The 16734-nt window shown below is 68.9% G+C and carries 13 protein-coding genes; 11 read left to right on the top strand and 2 right to left on the bottom strand.

From position 1 onward, the window contains the following. Window positions 1-19: 19 nt before the first annotated feature. The gene (mycP, locus tag QNM97_RS15650; RefSeq protein WP_283819285.1) at window positions 20-1384 is read right to left on the bottom strand and encodes a type VII secretion-associated serine protease mycosin; all 1365 of its coding nucleotides are present in this window, start codon (window positions 1382-1384) and stop codon (window positions 20-22) included. A gap of 71 nt (window positions 1385-1455) precedes the next feature. After that, entirely contained in the window at window positions 1456-2988 is a 1533-nt protein-coding gene (gene eccD / locus QNM97_RS15645; protein ID WP_283819284.1) for a type VII secretion integral membrane protein EccD, read from the bottom strand. A gap of 162 nt (window positions 2989-3150) precedes the next feature. Here eccD and eccCa point away from each other — a divergent pair, with 162 nt between their 5' ends. The 11 genes from eccCa to glmS all read left to right on the top strand — a co-directional run bounded on the left by eccCa (window position 3151) and on the right by glmS (window position 16722). Then, window positions 3151-7401, top strand: coding sequence for a type VII secretion protein EccCa (gene eccCa / locus QNM97_RS15640; protein ID WP_283819283.1), 4251 nt, complete (start codon window positions 3151-3153; stop codon window positions 7399-7401). Beyond that, window positions 7398-8732: a type VII secretion-associated protein gene (locus tag QNM97_RS15635; protein WP_502874907.1), complete on the top strand. Its 1335-nt coding sequence runs from the start codon at window positions 7398-7400 to the stop codon at window positions 8730-8732. The genes eccCa and QNM97_RS15635 overlap by 4 nt, the downstream gene beginning before the upstream one ends. A gap of 221 nt (window positions 8733-8953) precedes the next feature. Continuing rightward, the gene (rplM, locus tag QNM97_RS15630) at window positions 8954-9397 is read left to right on the top strand and encodes a 50S ribosomal protein L13 (protein WP_208795583.1); all 444 of its coding nucleotides are present in this window, start codon (window positions 8954-8956) and stop codon (window positions 9395-9397) included. Next, on the top strand, window positions 9394-9990 hold the full coding sequence (gene rpsI, locus QNM97_RS15625; RefSeq protein WP_208795584.1) for a 30S ribosomal protein S9: 597 nt from the start codon (window positions 9394-9396) through the stop codon (window positions 9988-9990). Before rplM ends, rpsI begins: the two co-directional genes overlap by 4 nt. 1 nt (window position 9991) lies before the next feature. Beyond that, the gene (gene glmM / locus QNM97_RS15620; RefSeq protein WP_283819281.1) at window positions 9992-11320 is read left to right on the top strand and encodes a phosphoglucosamine mutase; all 1329 of its coding nucleotides are present in this window, start codon (window positions 9992-9994) and stop codon (window positions 11318-11320) included. A 13-nt stretch (window positions 11321-11333) separates the two neighbouring features. Beyond that, entirely contained in the window at window positions 11334-12029 is a 696-nt protein-coding gene (locus QNM97_RS15615; RefSeq protein ID WP_123926298.1) for an HAD family hydrolase, read from the top strand. A 168-nt stretch (window positions 12030-12197) separates the two neighbouring features. Continuing rightward, complete coding sequence (locus QNM97_RS15610) at window positions 12198-12572, top strand: hypothetical protein (RefSeq protein WP_283819280.1); 375 nt, start codon at window positions 12198-12200, stop codon at window positions 12570-12572. Continuing rightward, window positions 12565-13644 (top strand): hypothetical protein, encoded by a 1080-nt coding sequence (locus QNM97_RS15605; protein ID WP_283819279.1) that lies wholly within the window; start codon window positions 12565-12567, stop codon window positions 13642-13644. The genes QNM97_RS15610 and QNM97_RS15605 overlap by 8 nt, the downstream gene beginning before the upstream one ends. Then, a complete protein-coding gene (locus QNM97_RS15600; protein ID WP_123926289.1) occupies window positions 13641-13901 on the top strand; it encodes a hypothetical protein in 261 nt (86 codons plus the stop codon). The genes QNM97_RS15605 and QNM97_RS15600 overlap by 4 nt, the downstream gene beginning before the upstream one ends. A gap of 10 nt (window positions 13902-13911) precedes the next feature. Then, window positions 13912-14853: a dienelactone hydrolase family protein gene (locus tag QNM97_RS15595; protein ID WP_283819278.1), complete on the top strand. Its 942-nt coding sequence runs from the start codon at window positions 13912-13914 to the stop codon at window positions 14851-14853. A 6-nt stretch (window positions 14854-14859) separates the two neighbouring features. After that, window positions 14860-16722, top strand: coding sequence for a glutamine--fructose-6-phosphate transaminase (isomerizing) (glmS, locus tag QNM97_RS15590; RefSeq protein WP_283819277.1), 1863 nt, complete (start codon window positions 14860-14862; stop codon window positions 16720-16722). Window positions 16723-16734: the final 12 nt, after the last annotated feature.

The raw sequence follows: 16734 nt of genomic DNA, 5'->3' as shown, positions 1-16734 counted from the left end.
CGACGTACCGGTGGTCCGGTCAGTACTCGTCCGGGTCGAGTCGACGGACCCGACGATGAGGCAGTGAGAGCGCCAGAACCGCAACCACGACGGCCGCGGCGAGCCCCACGCCCACCAGCGCGACGTTGCGCGGGGTGTGATCGGGTGCCGGCGCCACCGCGGGAGCCGCGATCGGTGCGGGCACCTCGGGATCGGCGAGCGGTCCGTCGGGCAGTTCGGCGGTCAGCGCCGCGACAGTGTCGATGACCCCGTGACCGATCGCCTGGTCGTGGCCGGTGCCCGGGGCGTGCGCAGTGCGGACGATGCGGTCCATCACCTCACCCGCCGACAACGCCGGATACCGCGCGCGGACCAGCGCCACCGTGCCGGCGACGAACGGGGTGGAGAAGCTGGTACCCAGCAACGGCTGCGGACCCGAATTGCTCCGCTGCGCGTTGACCAGTGCCGGACTCCGGGGAGTGCTGTCGAGACTGATGATCCCGGTACCCGGCGCCGCGACGTCTACCCACGGCCCGTGCAGGCTGAACGAACTCGGAGCCCCGGTGCCGGCATCGACCGAACCCACCGCGAGTACGTATGGCGAGAACCACGCGGGGCTCGCCACCGTCCGCACCGATCCCCATCCGTCGGGATCGCCGGGCACCGGCGCAGGATTCTGTTCGGCGCACGCCGACCCCTGTGACAGGTTGCCTGCCGCGACCACCACGACCACGTTGCGGTCGAAGGCATAGCGAACCGCGGCACCCAGCGAGCGGTCGGCGGGCCGGCCACCCGCCGGTGAACACGCCACCTCGGAGATGTTGATGACCGTGGCACCGAGGTCGACGGCGCGCACCACCGCGTTGGCGAGGGTGCTCACCGACCCGTATCCGCCGCCGACGGCCGGGTCCGCGTCGTCGCGACGCCGATTCTTGGCGTCGAAGGCGCTGCTGGACTGGCGAATCGAGATGATCGAGGCATCCGGGGCGACCCCGGAGAAGGCGTCGTCGGACGACGGCGAGCCCGCGATGAGCCCGGCCACCAGCGTCCCGTGCGCATCACAGTCGGCGAGTCCGTCGCCGGTGGAGACGTAATCGCCTCCACCTCGCAACCGCGGGAGTCGGGGATGCGGCGTGACGCCCGTGTCGATCACGGCGACGCGTTGCCCCGCTCCGCGCGAAAAGCGCCAGGCCTCTTCCAGATTCATCATCTGCTGAGCGGGGGAGGGGTGGCTCGCAGCGGTGACGGCGACGGGCCGCGCGCACAGTGTGCGTTGTTCGGTGGGTTCCGGCGGCGCCACCGGCGCCGACCGGTTCAACGCCCCCGGGTCGACCTGAGGAGGATTGAGCGCGAAGGCGGGCCCACCGCCCGAGACGGCGATGAGCGTGATGACGGCCAGTGCCACGGCGAGGCGGACAGGAAAGCGGCGACGACCGACACCGCCGGATGCCGGTTGCCCGGCTCCGTGACGGACCACTAGATGTCCCGAACCGTTTGGTACAGATCGAGAATCCAGACGAGCAGCGGCACGATCACCACGATCAGGGCGTACTCGCCGAGCTCGGCGAGGCGTCGCATCACCGGCGAGAACTCGTGTCCGGGTGCGATCACACCGAGGACGAGCGCTACGACAAGAGCTGTCGCCGCGACGACGAATCCGACGAACGGCCACCACCCGTCGACCGCCGCCAACGAACCGACGAGCGCGGCGAGGGTCAGTACGCCGCCGGAGATCAGGACACACGCCTGCACGAGATCGCTGTGCGAGCGCCCGCGCAGACACATCACAACGGCCAGGATGACCGCCAATGCCATCGACTTGGTGTCGACCCCGGTCCACGGAGTGGCGGTGATGACCGCTGTGGGGCCGATCACCGCGGTGGCACCGGCCACGATGCCCGTGAGGTAGGCGTTCGCCAGATACGAACGACGCTCGAGCGCATCGGCTTTCGGAAGTGCCATCGCTCCGATCGCGCCGATGCCCTCGATGGTCGGGACGGGTTGGGCGTCGTCCGGATCGAGTGGGACACCGGCCGTCGGCACCGGCGGCAGAGGGAGCTTCGCCAGCACGATCGTCAGCCGCGGCGCCATCGCGACAACCAGTAACACCGCGGCCGCGCCGACCGCGGCGACATTGCGCGTCGAGGTGTCGATGAGCAGAACCGCCACCGAGATCGCGCCACCGAGCACCGATGCGGTCAGCAGCGCGGCATGCACCACCGCGCCGACCGCGCTCAGCCGATAGGACACCACGCAGACGAGTACCACCACCGCGAAACCGAGCGAGAGATGCGCGGAGCCGAAATCGCCCGGGACGGTGAGCATGCCGGCCACGAACGCCGTCGGTGCGGCCGCGGCGGCCAGGACCGTCGCCGTGGTGTCGTCGCGATATCGATGGGCGACGATGGCCGAGGCGGTGACTAGCGCGAGTGCCATCGTCGCGGCCGGGATCGCCGGCCACCAGACGTCGGAATGCCACCGCATCCCGGCCAGGGCGACCGCGCCGACGATTGCCGCCAGGATCGCCGCCGCGAATCCGATCACCCGGGCTCCCGGCGCCGACCAGTTGGCGAAGCGTGATTCGTTCAGGCGCGCAACGGCATCGACGACGTCGTCGAACAGAGCCGGTGAGTCGTCGGTACGCACCGAGGTGACCATCAGTAGATCGCCGTCACGTACCCCGGAGTCGGCGAGCGAACGATTCACCGGCAGCGGCGGCTGCCCGATGCGCGACAGGGTCCATCGGGACCGCCGATCGAGCACGTTGTCGCCGCTCGGATCCGGCTCGGTGTCGTCGGGGTCGTGCCGGCGCGGGCTGCGGGACTCGATCTGGGCCACGAGATCGCCGATGAGGGCGGCCACCGGGATCGCAGCCGGAAGTGCGACGTCGAGCTGGGTGTTGCCGCCGAGTACCGACACCCGTACCAATGCGGGTTCGATCGACGGCGCCGACGCCCGCAGCGCACCGTTCTCGGCGGGTGCCGCTGGTCGGGTATCCACAGATGACATCTCGACGTTCCTCCCCCTTGATTCGCAGTTACCATAACCACACGTTCGGCTTTGGGTGAGATGTCCTATTCGTTCCGGTGGATAACACTGCGCAGAGGACGTCCCGGTGAGTCGACGGGGGACAACGCGCGAGGGGCGAGGTAGAGGGGACGAGGGGGACAGGTGAGCACAACCGACGGTTTTGTGCGGCGGCCACGGATCACGCCACCGCGCGCGCCCGGTGGTGAACTGAACATCCAGCCGCCCCCCGATGTGCCGCGGGTGGTGCCGGGCGGGATGTTGTTGAAGTTGCTGCCGGTGATCATGGTGGTCGCGGTCATCGGGATGCTGGCGATGATGTTCGCCACCGGCGGGCGCAACATCCTGACCAATCCACTGTTCATGATGTTCCCGCTGATGATGCTGATGTCGATGTTCGGCATGTTTGCAGCGGGAGGACGTGGGGGCGGCAAGAAGGCCGCCGAACTCAACGAGGAACGCAAGGACTACTTCCGCTACCTCGCCGGTCTGCGCACGCAGGTCGGCGACACCAGCGGTGCGCAGCGTGCGGCGCTGACCTGGAGCCACCCCGACCCGCGCGGCATTCCCGATCTGATCGGGACGCGCCGGATGTGGGAGCGGCGACCGGCCGACAACGACTTCGCACATGTGCGGGTCGGCCTGGGTACGCAGCGGTTGGCCACCCGTCTGGTGCCACCGGAGACCGGGCCGTTGGAAGACCTCGAGCCGGTGTCGATGGTCGCGTTGCGGCGATTCGTCCGGACACATTCGGTGGTGCATCGATTACCGACTGCGATATCGCTGCGGGGCTTTCCCGCCATCAACATCGAGGGAGTTCGCCAGGAGACCCGAGAACTGTTGCGCGCCATGGTCATCGATCTGTGTGCCTTCCACGGACCGGACCATCTGCGGGTGGCCGTGGTGACCGCCGACCCGGCCGGTGAGGCCTGGGACTGGGCGAAATGGCTGCCGCACGTCGGGCATCCCTCGCTGGCCGACGCCGTCGGACCGATGCGGATGATCTTCCCGACGCTGGCAGATCTGGAGACCGCGCTCGCCGCCGAACTGGCCGACCGTGGACGGTTCTCCCGATCGGCGCCGCCGACACCCGGTCGGGTGCACCTGGTGGTGATCATCGACGACGGCAGGGTGACCGGGGCCGAACGCCTCGTCAACGACGCCGGCATGGAGGGCGTCACCGTGCTGGACCTGACCGCGCCGCCCGACGGGCTCGCCGCCAGACGCGGACTGCAGCTGGTGGTCTCCGACGGCACGGTCTCGGCGAGAAGCGCATACGGCACCGAGGATTTCGCGACGATGGACGCGCTGGGTATCGCCGAATGCGAGGCTGTCGCCCGACGACTGGCTCGCTATCGGTTGGCGACGGCGGCTTCGCTGGCCAGCCTCGATTCCGAGGCCACCGCCCTCGATCCGGGATTGCCGGCGCTGCTGGGGATCGACGACGTGTCGCGCTTCGACACCGCGGTGCACTGGCGAGGGCGGACCGGGCGTGACCGTCTACGGGTTCCGATCGGCTACACGCCATCGGGTGGGACGGTCGAACTCGACATCAAGGAGAGCGCGCACGGCGGTACCGGTCCGCACGGGTTGTGCATCGGCGCAACGGGTTCGGGAAAGTCGGAGTTCCTACGCACACTCGTGGTGGCGATGCTGGCCACCCACTCACCCGCCGAGCTCAATCTGGTCCTCGTCGACTTCAAGGGCGGCGCCACCTTCCTCGGGCTCGAGCGCAGCCCCCATGTGGCGGCTCTGATCACCAACCTCGAGCAGGAACTGGCGATGGTCGACCGGATGAAGGATGCGCTGTCGGGGGAATTGAATCGTCGTCAAGAGGTATTGCGCGCGGCGGGGAACTTCGCCAACGTCACCGAATACGAACAGGCCCGCGCCGCCGGTGCTCCGTTGCAACCCCTGCCGGCATTGTTCATCGTCGTCGACGAGTTCTCCGAACTACTGGCCCAGAAACCGGATTTCGCCGAACTGTTCGTCGCGATCGGACGGCTCGGGCGGTCGCTGCACATTCACCTGCTGCTCGCCTCCCAACGACTCGAGGAAGGCAAGCTGCGCGGTCTCGACAGTCACCTCTCGTATCGGATCGGTCTGAAGACGTTCTCGGCGAACGAATCCCGATCGGTACTCGGAGTGCCCGACGCGTACCACCTGCCCAGCGTGCCCGGTTCGGGATACCTCAAATGTGATGCGGGCGAGCCGATCCGGTTCAACACCTGCTACGTCTCGGGCCCGTATCACCCGCCCGCCGACGTGCGAGACACCGTGACCGGGGTCGGTGACGCACCGGGGTCACGGGGTGCGATGAAGATGTTCACCGCCCTGCCCGTCCCGTTCGACGCCGCCGACGATGCCTCAGGCCTGGACACGACGGGGGCGGATCGGATGCCGCCCGCCGCGTCCGTCGGTGCCGGTGGCTCGGTGCTCGACCAGGCGGCCGCACTGCTGTCGGTCATGCCGCCCACTGCGCCAACCCCTTTTGCGCCAACCCCTTCTGCGCCAACCTCTTCTGCGTCACCCCCTACCGCGTCCACCACCGCCTCCGACACCCCACCCGAGACGGCAGGCGTGACCGCCGGAACCGTGAGCGTTCCGTCCCTGCTGCAGACCCTCGTCGGACGGATCGCCGGCGCCGGGCCCAGTGCCCACGAGGTCTGGTTGCCGCCCCTCGACGAGTCGCCGACCGTGGACGGGTTGATCGGCGACCGCGCCTTCTCGACACCGTCGGCCCCCGGCGATCTGCGGGTACCGGTCGGCATCATCGATCGCCCCTTCGATCAGCGGCGTGACAAGCACGTCCTCGACCTGTCGGGTGCGGCAGGCAACGTCGCGATCGTCGGCGGCCCGCAGAGCGGCAAGTCGACCGCGGTACGCACGTTGATCGTCGCCGCGGCCGCCACCCACACCCCCGAACAGGTGCAGTTCTACTGTCTGGACTTCGGCGGGGGTTCCCTTGCCGGTATCGCCGGCCTGCCGCATGTGGGTTCGGTCGCGACCCGCGGCGACATGGACGCGGTGCGACGCACGGTCGCCGAGGTGACCGCGGTCGTGCGGGCGCGAGAATTGCGATTCGCCCGTCTGGGTATCGAGTCGATGTCCGATTACCGTGCGCGGCGCCAGGACTGGATGCGGACCGGCCGCACCCGGCCCGACGATCCGCTCGCCGACGACCCGCACGGCGATGTGTTCCTGGTACTCGACGGGGTCGGCGTGTTGCGCGGGGAGATGGAGTTCCTGGAAGAACAGATCGGGATCATCGTCTCCCAGGGGCTGTCGTATGGCGTCCACCTGATCGTGACGGCCACCCGGTGGGCCGAGGTCCGCCCGGCGATGCGGGACCTGATCGGCAGCCGACTCGAATTACGCCTCGGTGACGCCATGGATTCCGAACTCGGACGCAAAGCGGCCTCGCTGGTGCCGCACAATCGACCGGGGCGTGGGCTCAGCCCCGACGGCATGCATCTGCTGGTGGCATTACCGCGCCTCGACGGCGACCCCGCTCCGGCAACACTGCCGATGGGCGGACAACTCGCCCTCGACGCGATCTCGCTGGCCTACCCCGATCGGCGCGCACTACCGGTGCGCAAGCTCGGCACCGAGATCTCCGCGGCGCGGGTCGCAGAACTCGTCGCCGACGCCGAGATCGTCCTTGGTCCTCACCAGGTGGCCATCGGGGTGGGGGAGCTCGAACTCGCCCCGGTCATCCTGGATTTCGGTGTGCAGCCCCACTTCATGGCCTTCGCCGACGTCGAACACGGCAAGAGCACGCTGCTGAAGACGATCATCTCCGGTCTGGTCACCGGGTCGACGCCGGATCAGGTGAAGGTCGTGCTGATCGACTACCGCCGCACGATGCTCGGCATCATCACCGGAGATCATCTCGCCGGGTACGCCAGTTCGGGAGAGAACGCGACGAAGATGATGCACCAGCTCGCCGCGTACTTCACCAAACGACTGCCGCCCGACGATCTCACCGTCGATGCGCTCAAGGCCCGCAGCTGGTGGTCGGGACCGGACGTGTACATCGTCGTCGACGACTACGACATGGTCGCCACCTCGTCGGGGAATCCGTTGCTGCCCTTGATCGATCTGGCATCCCACGCCCGTGACATCGGTATGCACATCGTGTTGGCGCGTCGCTCCGGTGGACTCGGGCGGGCGCTGTTCGACCCGGTGATCGGGCGGCTCAAGGATCTCTCGTCGGACATGCTGTTGATGAGCGGTGACCGCGACGAGGGATACATCACCGGGCGAACCCGAATGCAGCGGTTGGTCCCCGGCCGCGGTGAACTCGTGTCCCGCACCCGGGCCCAGGAGATGATCCAGATCGCCACCTCCGACCCGACCGACCCGACCGACCCGACCGACCCGGACGACTCATGACGGGCACGCTGACCACAAACCGGGGTATCCCGAGCCCCGCGACGACGACACCGGCGAGACCGCTCGTGATCGATCTCGCCTACGGGCACACCACGATCGGTGCCGTCGCCGGGCCGGACGTCACCGATCTGCTCGAGGACATCGACGCCGACGTCATCGTCGCGGGCGGGGTCCGGCTCGGCGCCGAACAACGCTGGCGTGAGGTGTTCGCGCAGATGGTCGGCGGGTACCGCGGGCCGGTCCTCATCGGACACCCCAGCACCTGGGGTGCCGTACGCGGCGGGGTGCTCGCCGGGGCCGCGGGCTCCCTGCGCCCGGACATCAGGCTGGTTCCCCGGTCGATCCTCATCGCCCGCAGTCATACCGACGTGACGGTCAGCAGGTGCGCCGTCGTCGAGACCGCCCACCGGCCCACCCACCGACGCGCAGCGGGGCCGCCGCGGTGGGACGTGCAGCGCCTGCGTCGTGGAGCCATCGGCTGGGAGATCGAGGATTCTGCGGTGCTCTGCCCGGTCGGCTCGGCGACCGAGGATGCCGCGGCCGTCGAGGAGGCGATCGACGACGGTATCGAGGCGGTCTACGTCGACGGTGATGATCCGGCGGAGGTGGGCCGGGCGGTCGAACTGATCCTCGACCACTCTGTGGCCGGTCGGGTCGTGGCCGTCGATCGCCGACTGGTCGCCCGCTGGGGTTCACGCGTCGCCCACATCGAGCCGCTGGATTTCGGTGACCTCGACGCGCAGATGGCCGCATCGTCGGGGCGCCGGCGGGTGGAGCTGACGCGAGGGCGGGTGCTCGCCGGGGTCCTGGCGGTGGTGGTGCTCGTCGTCGGCGTCGTCGCCGCGGTGGCGTCGACCCGACACGATCGGCCACCCGCGCCCGCCGACCACCTCGTCACCCAGGGGCGTACCAGCCTGCTGATCCCGTCCGACTGGCAGCGGACCGAACAGAACGCACCGAGTGGTGCGACGTCGTCGTCGGTGCAGTCGCGCACCGTGTTCGTCGCCCCCGAGGACGGCAGCCGCATCCTGCTGGTCCAGAGCACCGTGCGGGCGGGATCGACACCCTCGTCGGTGGCGCTCAGTCTGCGCAACCGGATCGCCCAGCGCGGCGACGACGTGGTCAGTGAGTTCTCCGCGACGACCCGCTTCGCCGGGCGGGATGTGATCAGTTACCGCGAGGCCCCGGCGTCGGGTGCGCCGATCCGCTGGTACGTACTCGTCGAGCACGATCTACAGGTGAGTGTCGGATGTCAGGCCGGTACCGGCGGCGACTCCGTCGACGAGCCGTGCGAGCAGGCGGTGGCCTCGGCGCGCATCACCCCGGCGTGACGATGCGGATGGCGAGGTCCACTCCCGGCGACGCGGGCCGCGCGTTTTGACCCTGAACTGGGCTCTCGCGTAACCTGGATCGCTGGTGCGTGGCACCTTCTCGTCGTGCTCATTGGGCGCGGTGCGGGGAGGTAGTCGAGGCCCGGGTCCCCACTGGTCGCCGGAACAGCCTCTGCCGTCGTGCCCGACCAGCATCCATGACAAGAGTTGAAGGACCAACTGTGCCTACCTACACCCCGAAGGCCGGTGACATCACCCACGCGTGGCATGTCATCGACGCCACCGACGTGGTGCTCGGCCGGCTGGCCGTGCAGAGCGCCAATCTGCTCCGCGGCAAGCACAAGCCGACCTACGCCCCGCATGTCGACGGTGGCGATTTCGTCATCATCATCAACGCCGAGAAGGTCGCGCTGACCAGCAACAAGGCCGAGCGCAAGCTGAACTACCGGCACTCCGGGCATCCCGGTGGCCTGAAGGTCCAGACGACCGCCGAGTTGCTTGAGAGCCACCCCGAGCGCGTGCTCGAGAAGGCGATCACCGGCATGCTGCCGCACACCAAGCTCGGCCGCGCCATGGCGTCCAAGCTGAAGGTCTACGCCGGACCGAATCACCCCCACGCGGCCCAGCGCCCCGTCCCCTTCGAAATCAAGCAGGTGGCCCAGTGAGCAACGAGAACATTTCCGACGAGGCCGTCGAGGCCGCCGTGGAGAACGCTGCCGAGGTCCAGGCCGCTGCCGGTGACGACACCGCAGCTGCCGAGAGCGCCGTCGAAGCCGCCGTCGAGGCCGTCGAGTCGGTCGAGCAGGCCGCCGACGACTACGACACCGACGCCGTCGCCGAGCCCGCCTTCGATCGTGGCCCGATCGTCATCGACCGCCCGATCCAGACCGTCGGTCGCCGCAAGGAGGCCGTGGTCCGTGTTCGCCTGGTGCCCGGCTCCGGTCAGTTCGTCCTCAACGGCCGCACCATCGAGGACTACTTCCCGAACAAGGTGCACCAGCAGCTGATCAAGGCTCCGCTGGTCACCGTCGAGCGCACCGAGTCGTTCGACATCTACGCCAAGCTCGTCGGTGGCGGCCCCTCGGGCCAGGCCGGCGCGCTGCGTCTGGCGATCGCCCGTGCCCTCATCGAGGTCACCCCGGAGGATCGTCCGGCCCTGAAGAAGGCCGGCTTCCTCACGCGCGACCCGCGTGCGGTCGAGCGCAAGAAGTACGGCCTGAAGAAGGCCCGCAAGGCGTCGCAGTACTCCAAGCGCTGACTTGGCACGCCTTTTCGGAACCGACGGCGTCCGAGGCCTGGCCAACGCCGAGCTCACCACCGAGCTCGCGTTGCGCCTGGCCTCGGCCGCCGCGTTCGTTCTCGGTACCGGCCCCCGACCCCGCGTGGTCGTCGGCCGGGATCCGCGCGCCTCGGGCGAAATGCTGGAGGCCGCGGTCTGTGCCGGGCTGGCCGCCTCCGGTGTCGACGCGATCCGTGTCGGCATCCTGCCCACCCCGGCCATCGCCTTCCTCACCGCCGACTACGGCGCCGCCTTCGGCGTGATGATCTCGGCGTCGCACAACGCGATGCCCGACAACGGGATCAAGTTCTTCGGCGCCGGTGGACACAAACTCGACGACGAGATTGAGGACCGTATCGCCGCGGCGATGGACACCGACTTGCCCCGCCCCACCGGTGCCGGCGTCGGCCGACTGTCCGACGCGCCCGATGCGTCCCGGCGTTATGCCCGGCATCTGGCCGAGGCGATCGACGTCCGGCTCGACTCGCTGACCGTGGTGGTCGACTGCGCCAACGGCGCAGCATCTCTCATCGCCCCGCAGGTCTACGCCGCCGCGGGGGCCACGGTCATCCCCATTCACGCCGACCCCGACGGCATCAACATCAACGAGGACTGCGGTTCGACCCACATGGGAAAGCTGCAGGCCGCGGTACTCGAACACGGCGCCGATCTCGGGTTGGCCCACGACGGTGACGCCGATCGCTGTCTCGCGGTCGACTCCACCGGCCAGATCGTCGACGGCGACCACATCATGGCGATTCTCGCGGCCGCGCTGCACCGCCACGGACGCCTGCACGAGGGCGTGCTCGTCACCACGGTGATGAGCAACCTCGGTCTGCACATCGCGATGCGGAAAGCGGGAATCGCGTTGCGCACCACCGCCGTCGGCGATCGCTACGTTCTCGAGGAACTCCGCCGCGGTGGGTTCTCGCTCGGCGGCGAACAATCCGGGCACATCGTCGTCCCGGCATCGGGCACCACCGGCGACGGCATCCTCACCGGTCTGCTGCTGATGGCGGAGATGGTCGAGAGCTCCTCGCGACTGGCCGATCTCGCAGCCGTCATGACGGTGCTGCCGCAGGAACTGATCAACGTGCGCGTCACCGACAAGCACGCGGTCGCCACCGCCGCGGCGGTCACGGAGGCGGTCTCGGCCGCTGCGGCCGAGCTCGGTGATCGAGGTCGAATCCTGTTGCGTCCGTCCGGAACCGAGCAGTTGGTTCGCGTGATGGTGGAGGCGCCGACCCCGGATCTGGCACACGCGATCGCGGCGCGCGTCGCCGACGTCGTCGAGACCGCCGGCGCGTGACGCACACACGGTCATGAGCGGTGTCCCGAAGGCGGTCCTGTTCGATTTCTCGGGCACGCTCTTCCGCTTCGAGGCACGTGACGAGTGGTTCGCCGGCCTCCACGATCAGCAGGGCCGGCCGCTGCACGTCGACGCGCAAGCCGAGTTGGTGCGCCGCATGACCCAGCCGGTCGGATTGCCCGCCGACATCCTCGACGACGACCGGATCGCCTGGGAGCGGCGAGATCTCGACCCCGTCCAACATCGGCGCGCCTATCTGGCGATGCTGCGCACCTCGGGGCTGACCGTGCCCGGCCATGCGGAATCGCTGTACGAGCGGGTACTCGACCCGCACTCGTGGGTACCCTTTCCCGACACCGCTACGGTCTTGACCGCGCTGTCGGCCCGGCGGATTCCCGTGGGCGTCGTCAGCAACATCGCCTTCGACCTCCGAAAAGTGTTGTCGCTGCACGACCTCGCCGACACCGTCGGCGCGTACGCACTGTCCTACGAGGTCGGTGCGATCAAACCCAATCCCCGGATCTTCCATGCCGCGCTCGATGTGCTCGGCGTGGCGGGCTACGACTGCCTGATGGTCGGCGACAGCGAGGAGGCCGACGGCGGGGCGCGGCGGATCGGTGCCGCCTTCGAACTCGTGCACGACCTCCCACCGCAGCAGCGGCCCACCGCGCTCGGTGACGCCGTCCGCGCGCACGGTATCGACCTCTGACGGTGCGACCGGTCCGGAGGCGAAAAGCCGCGCGTGTCGGCGCCCGATACGTGAGACTTGGGTGAGATGGGTGAAATCGGCGTGAGGGGAACCATGGGGACGTCGCGTGCGTCCAACCTCACGGTGGAGATCTCGAGACGAGTGTGATCGGCAGGGGAGGGAGTCGGTGTGGAGCACGAGAGTGTCTCGGCCGAGGAGGCGACCGGGGTGACGTCGCGGGCCGGGGTGTCGGTCGACATCGACGAGGTGATCGCCGTCGCCGACTTCTATCGCAAGACCTCGCAGGTACTCGCGGTGGCCGCCGGCGACCTCGACGAGCATCGGTTCGGGACCTGGGCCGCCGACGATGACGACCATGCCGAGCTCGCCGGTCGCTTCACCGAGATCAGCCGGGTGCTGACCGAACGGCTGCGTGATCAGTCGGAGTCGGCCACGGCGCTCTCGGAGCTCCTGACGCGCGGACTCGCCGCGATCGATGCCGCCGACGACGAGGCGGCGCGAGGTGTGTCCGCCGCGGCTGCGGGAGCTGATTCGGATGGCTGATCCGTCGGAAACAGTTGTGGCACTTCGTGATCGGGCGATCGCGGGTGTCGAGGACCTGATCTCGGTGCTCGGTGCCGGTCGCGTCGTCGGGGTGGCCGTTCCCCCCGACGACGAACTCCGGGCAGTGCTGGCGCGGACCGGACGGCTCGACATCCCCGGATTGGCCGCCGACGCACGCCGGCTGGCTGCCGTGCACCGGGTGGTCGCCGACCAGATGCACCGGCTGCCCGAGCAGCAGGTACGTCTCGACCATGGCTGGTCGTCGGGTGCCGGAGCCGTTGCCGTCGGTCTGGTGATCGAACACCAGCGCCGCGCCGAGGCCGATCTGACGGTGGTCCGCTCTGTGGCGGAGGCTACGAGTGCCGCGGCAGCGGGCATCGATCAGATCCTGCGTACCTGGTATCGCACGGTGGCTCGGCTGTCGTCGCCGCTGGTCGCAGGCGTGCCGTTGTCCGAGCTCCCCGTGGCGGTGCTGACCGGTCGCGTCCCGCCCGCCGTGGTCGCCGCCGACATCGCCTCCCGGATCGCGCTGCTGACCACGACCGCACAAGCCACCCAGAGCGGTGTGCGGGCGATTCTCTCGATCCTTGCCCGATCCGCCGACGAGTGGGACCTGACGCAGCGCACCGAGGCACCGGCGCGGGTGCGAGTACCGGACGGCGACGGCGGTCCACCCGCCGAGAGGCGCGATGTCCCCGTCGAGGACAAGGCACCGACGCCCGACGCCGCGCGACCCGTGCCCGCCGGACACTCCGCGCACGTCTCGGTGACCGATGGATCGCCCGCCCTCGAACCGAAGTCGAGTCCGGCCCCGGACGGCCCCGACGTACCGTTCACGCTCACCGCCGAGGAGGCCGGTACAGGTCGGACCGGCTCGAGTACCCAGCCGGCGCCGTCACCGGACTCGGCCCCGTCGCCGCAAACCGACCCGTCGCCGCAAACCGACCCGTCATCGCAAGCCGCCTCGTCACCCCCAGCTGCCCCGTCACCCCCAGTTGCCCCGACACCTGCCCCGAATCCGGGGGTCCGGCGGGCCCCGGCGTCCGATCTGGCCCTGGCAGGTGATCAGTGAACGCGGCCGAGCAGATCGAACACCTCACCCGATCGACCATCGGGCGCCTGACCGCCGCCTCCCGCGAATTCAGCGAGACCCAGCAGGCGCTGGTGGCCCGACTCGACGACCACCAACTCGCGCACCGCACCGAGGTGTCGCAACTGCGCACCGACCTGCAGACCGCTGCAGATGCCGCCGACAACGCCACGCCACGGATCATGCTGCCCGCCGACATCGCCGAGGCCAGTCCCCACGGCGCGGGCGCAACCGAATAGGCTGTTTCCCGTGTCCGGCAAGAAGCGATCCAGCAAGTCGTCCAAGCCACCTGCCAAGCAGTTCAAGGCGCTGACGAGGCGCGGTCCGCACCGCGTGCTCGCGGGCAATCTGGGCATCGTCGGAATCGAGGGGCGAGTGTTCACGCCCACCGAGGGCACCCGGTTACCGGCCATCGCGTTCGGCCACACCTGGCTGTCGGGCGGCAACCGATACCGGGACCTGGCCTACCACCTGGCCTCGTGGGGTTTCGTCGTCGGACTCCCACAGGGGCAGCGTGGACTGATGCCCTCGGATGTGGGACTTGCCGCCGAGATGCGTTCGGCACTCGGTGTGGTCTGCAGTGCACCCCTCGGCGACGGCGGGATCACCGTCGACGCAGCGAAGGTCGGGTTCGCCGGACACGGCTTCGGCGCCGCGGCTGCGGTGCTCGCCGCCTCCGACGAGCTGTTGCTGGGTCAGGAACCGGTGCCGACGTCGGGTGTGGTGGCGATCTTCCCGGCCCCGACGACCGCATTGCTGCCGGCCGCCGCGCCACGCGTCACCGCGCCCGGGCTCATCCTGGCAGCCGGGACCGAACTCGACACCTTCGACGCCAATGCCCGTCCGCTCTCGCGCGCGTACGGCGGTGATGTGGTGTTGCGCACTCTGCCTGCCGCAACCAGTCGCGGGCTTCTCGAACGCCGCACCTGGAAGACGATCCTCGGGGCGAACGGGGCCGACAAGACCACACATCGGCAGGTCCGCGCACTGATGACCGGATTCCTCCTGTACACCGTTGCCGGCGACACCGACTATGCCGGGTTCGGTGACCCGGAGGCCGTCATCGGCAAGAGTCTGGTCATCGACCCCTCCGACGAGCCCGAACACGAGTTGGATCACATCTCTCGTCTGCTCGGCGCCAAGCCCCGCGAACAGCGTGGCCGGATCGCCCGCAGAATCCCGGTACCCTGACCTTCTATGTGTGGAATCGTCGGATATGTGGGAGGGCGTGACGCCCTCGACATCGTGGTTGAAGCGCTGCGGCGGATGGAGTATCGCGGCTACGACTCGGCGGGTGTGGCGATCCTCGACGGCCACGGGCATACCGCGATCGAGAAGAAGGCCGGGCGGCTGGAGAACCTCGACAAGGTGATCGCCGGGGTCGGGCGGGAGACGTTGTCGGGCACCACCGGGATGGGCCACACCAGGTGGGCGACCCACGGTCAGCCGACCGACCGCAACGCACACCCGCACGCGAGCACCGACGGCAAGCTCGCCGTGGTGCACAACGGCATCATCGAGAACTACGCGCCGCTGCGTGACGAACTCGAGGCCGACGGCATCGAGTTCACCTCCGACACCGACACCGAGACCGCGGTCCATCTCGTCGAACGCGAGTACCTTCACGGCCCCGACGCCGGCGATTTCGTGGCGAGTGCCTACCGCGCCCTGCGCCGCCTCGAAGGTGCGTTCACGCTGGTGTTCACCCACTCCGATCACCCGGGCACGATCGTGGCGGCACGCCGCTCGACCCCGCTCGTGGTGGGCGTGGGCGTCGGCGAGATGTTCGTCGCATCCGATGTGACGGCATTCATCGAGCACACCCGCGAAGCGGTGGAGCTCGGTCAGGACGAGGTCGTGGTGATCACCGCCGACAGCTACGCCATCACCGACTTCGACCAGAATCCCCGGGCGGGTAAACCGTTCCACATCGACTGGGATCTCGCCGCCGCCGAGAAGGGCGGCTACGACTTCTTCATGCTCAAGGAGATCGCCGAGCAACCCGCCGCGCTGGCCGACACCCTGCTCGGCCACCTCGAGGAGGGTCGCATCGTCCTCGACGAGCAACGCCTCACCGATCAGGACCTGCGTGACGTCGACAAGGTCTTCGTCGTGGCCTGCGGTACGGCTTATCACGCCGGGATGCTCGCCAAGTACGCGATCGAGCACTGGACGCGCCTGCCCGTCGAGGTCGAACTGGCCAGCGAGTTCCGTTATCGGGACCCGGTGCTGGATCGCTCGACGCTGGTCGTGGCGATCTCACAGTCCGGCGAGACCGCCGACACCCTCGAGGCCGTCCGGCACGCCAAGGACCAGAAGGCCCGCGTGCTGGCGATCTGTAACACCAACGGCGCGCAGATCCCGCGCGAGTCCGACGCCGTGCTCTACACCCACGCCGGACCCGAGATCGGGGTGGCCTCCACCAAGTGTTTCCTCGCCCAGATCGCGGCGGCCTACATGGTCGGCCTGGCCCTGGCACAGGCTCGCGGGACGAAGTACGCCGACGAGGTCGCCCGTGAGTTCGCGGCGATGGAGCACATGATCGAGGCGGTCCGCGACGTCCTCGGCACGATGGAACCGGTGCGCGAGCTCGCCCACTCGCTGGCCCATCACAACACCGTGCTGTTCATCGGCCGTCACGTCGGGTATCCGGTGGCGCTTGAGGGCGCGTTGAAACTCAAGGAACTCGCGTACATGCACGCGGAGGGTTTCGCGGCCGGCGAGCTCAAACACGGCCCGATCGCGCTCATCGAGGACGGCTTGCCGGTGATCGTCGTGATGCCCTCACCCGACGGCCGTGCGGTCCTGCATTCGAAGATGGTCTCCAATATCCGGGAGATCCAGGCACGCGGGGCGGTCACCATCGTGATCGCCGAGGACGACGACGCATCGGCGAGATCCGTTGCCGATCACTTCATCCCGATCCCCAAGACGCCGACGCTGTTGCAGCCGTTGGTGTCGACGGTGCCGTTGCAGGTGTTCGCCGCCAGTGTCGCGCAAGCCCGTGGCTACGACGTCGACAAGCCTCGCAACCTGGCCAAGTCGGTCACGGTCGAGTAGATCCGGACACGC

It is taken from the genome of Gordonia sp. L191 (assembly GCF_030077625.1).
GTDB classification, from domain to species: Bacteria; Actinomycetota; Actinomycetes; order Mycobacteriales; family Mycobacteriaceae; genus Gordonia; species Gordonia polyisoprenivorans_A.
Note: the sequence above shows the minus strand (reverse complement) of the source record. Positions and strands in the feature narration are given on the sequence as shown.

Bases quoted from the DNA above. Each gene is read 5' to 3' on its own strand.
- eccD (WP_283819284.1), bottom strand. From the start codon at position 2,988: ATGTCATCTGTGGATACCCGACCAGCGGCACCCGCCGAGAACGGTGCG.
- QNM97_RS15615 (WP_123926298.1), top strand. From the start codon at position 11,334: ATGAGCGGTGTCCCGAAGGCGGTCCTGTTCGATTTCTCGGGCACGCTC.
- QNM97_RS15635 (WP_502874907.1), top strand. From the start codon at position 7,398: ATGACGGGCACGCTGACCACAAACCGGGGTATCCCGAGCCCCGCGACG.
- QNM97_RS15605 (WP_283819279.1), top strand. From the start codon at position 12,565: ATGGCTGATCCGTCGGAAACAGTTGTGGCACTTCGTGATCGGGCGATC.
- glmS (WP_283819277.1), top strand. From the start codon at position 14,860: ATGTGTGGAATCGTCGGATATGTGGGAGGGCGTGACGCCCTCGACATC.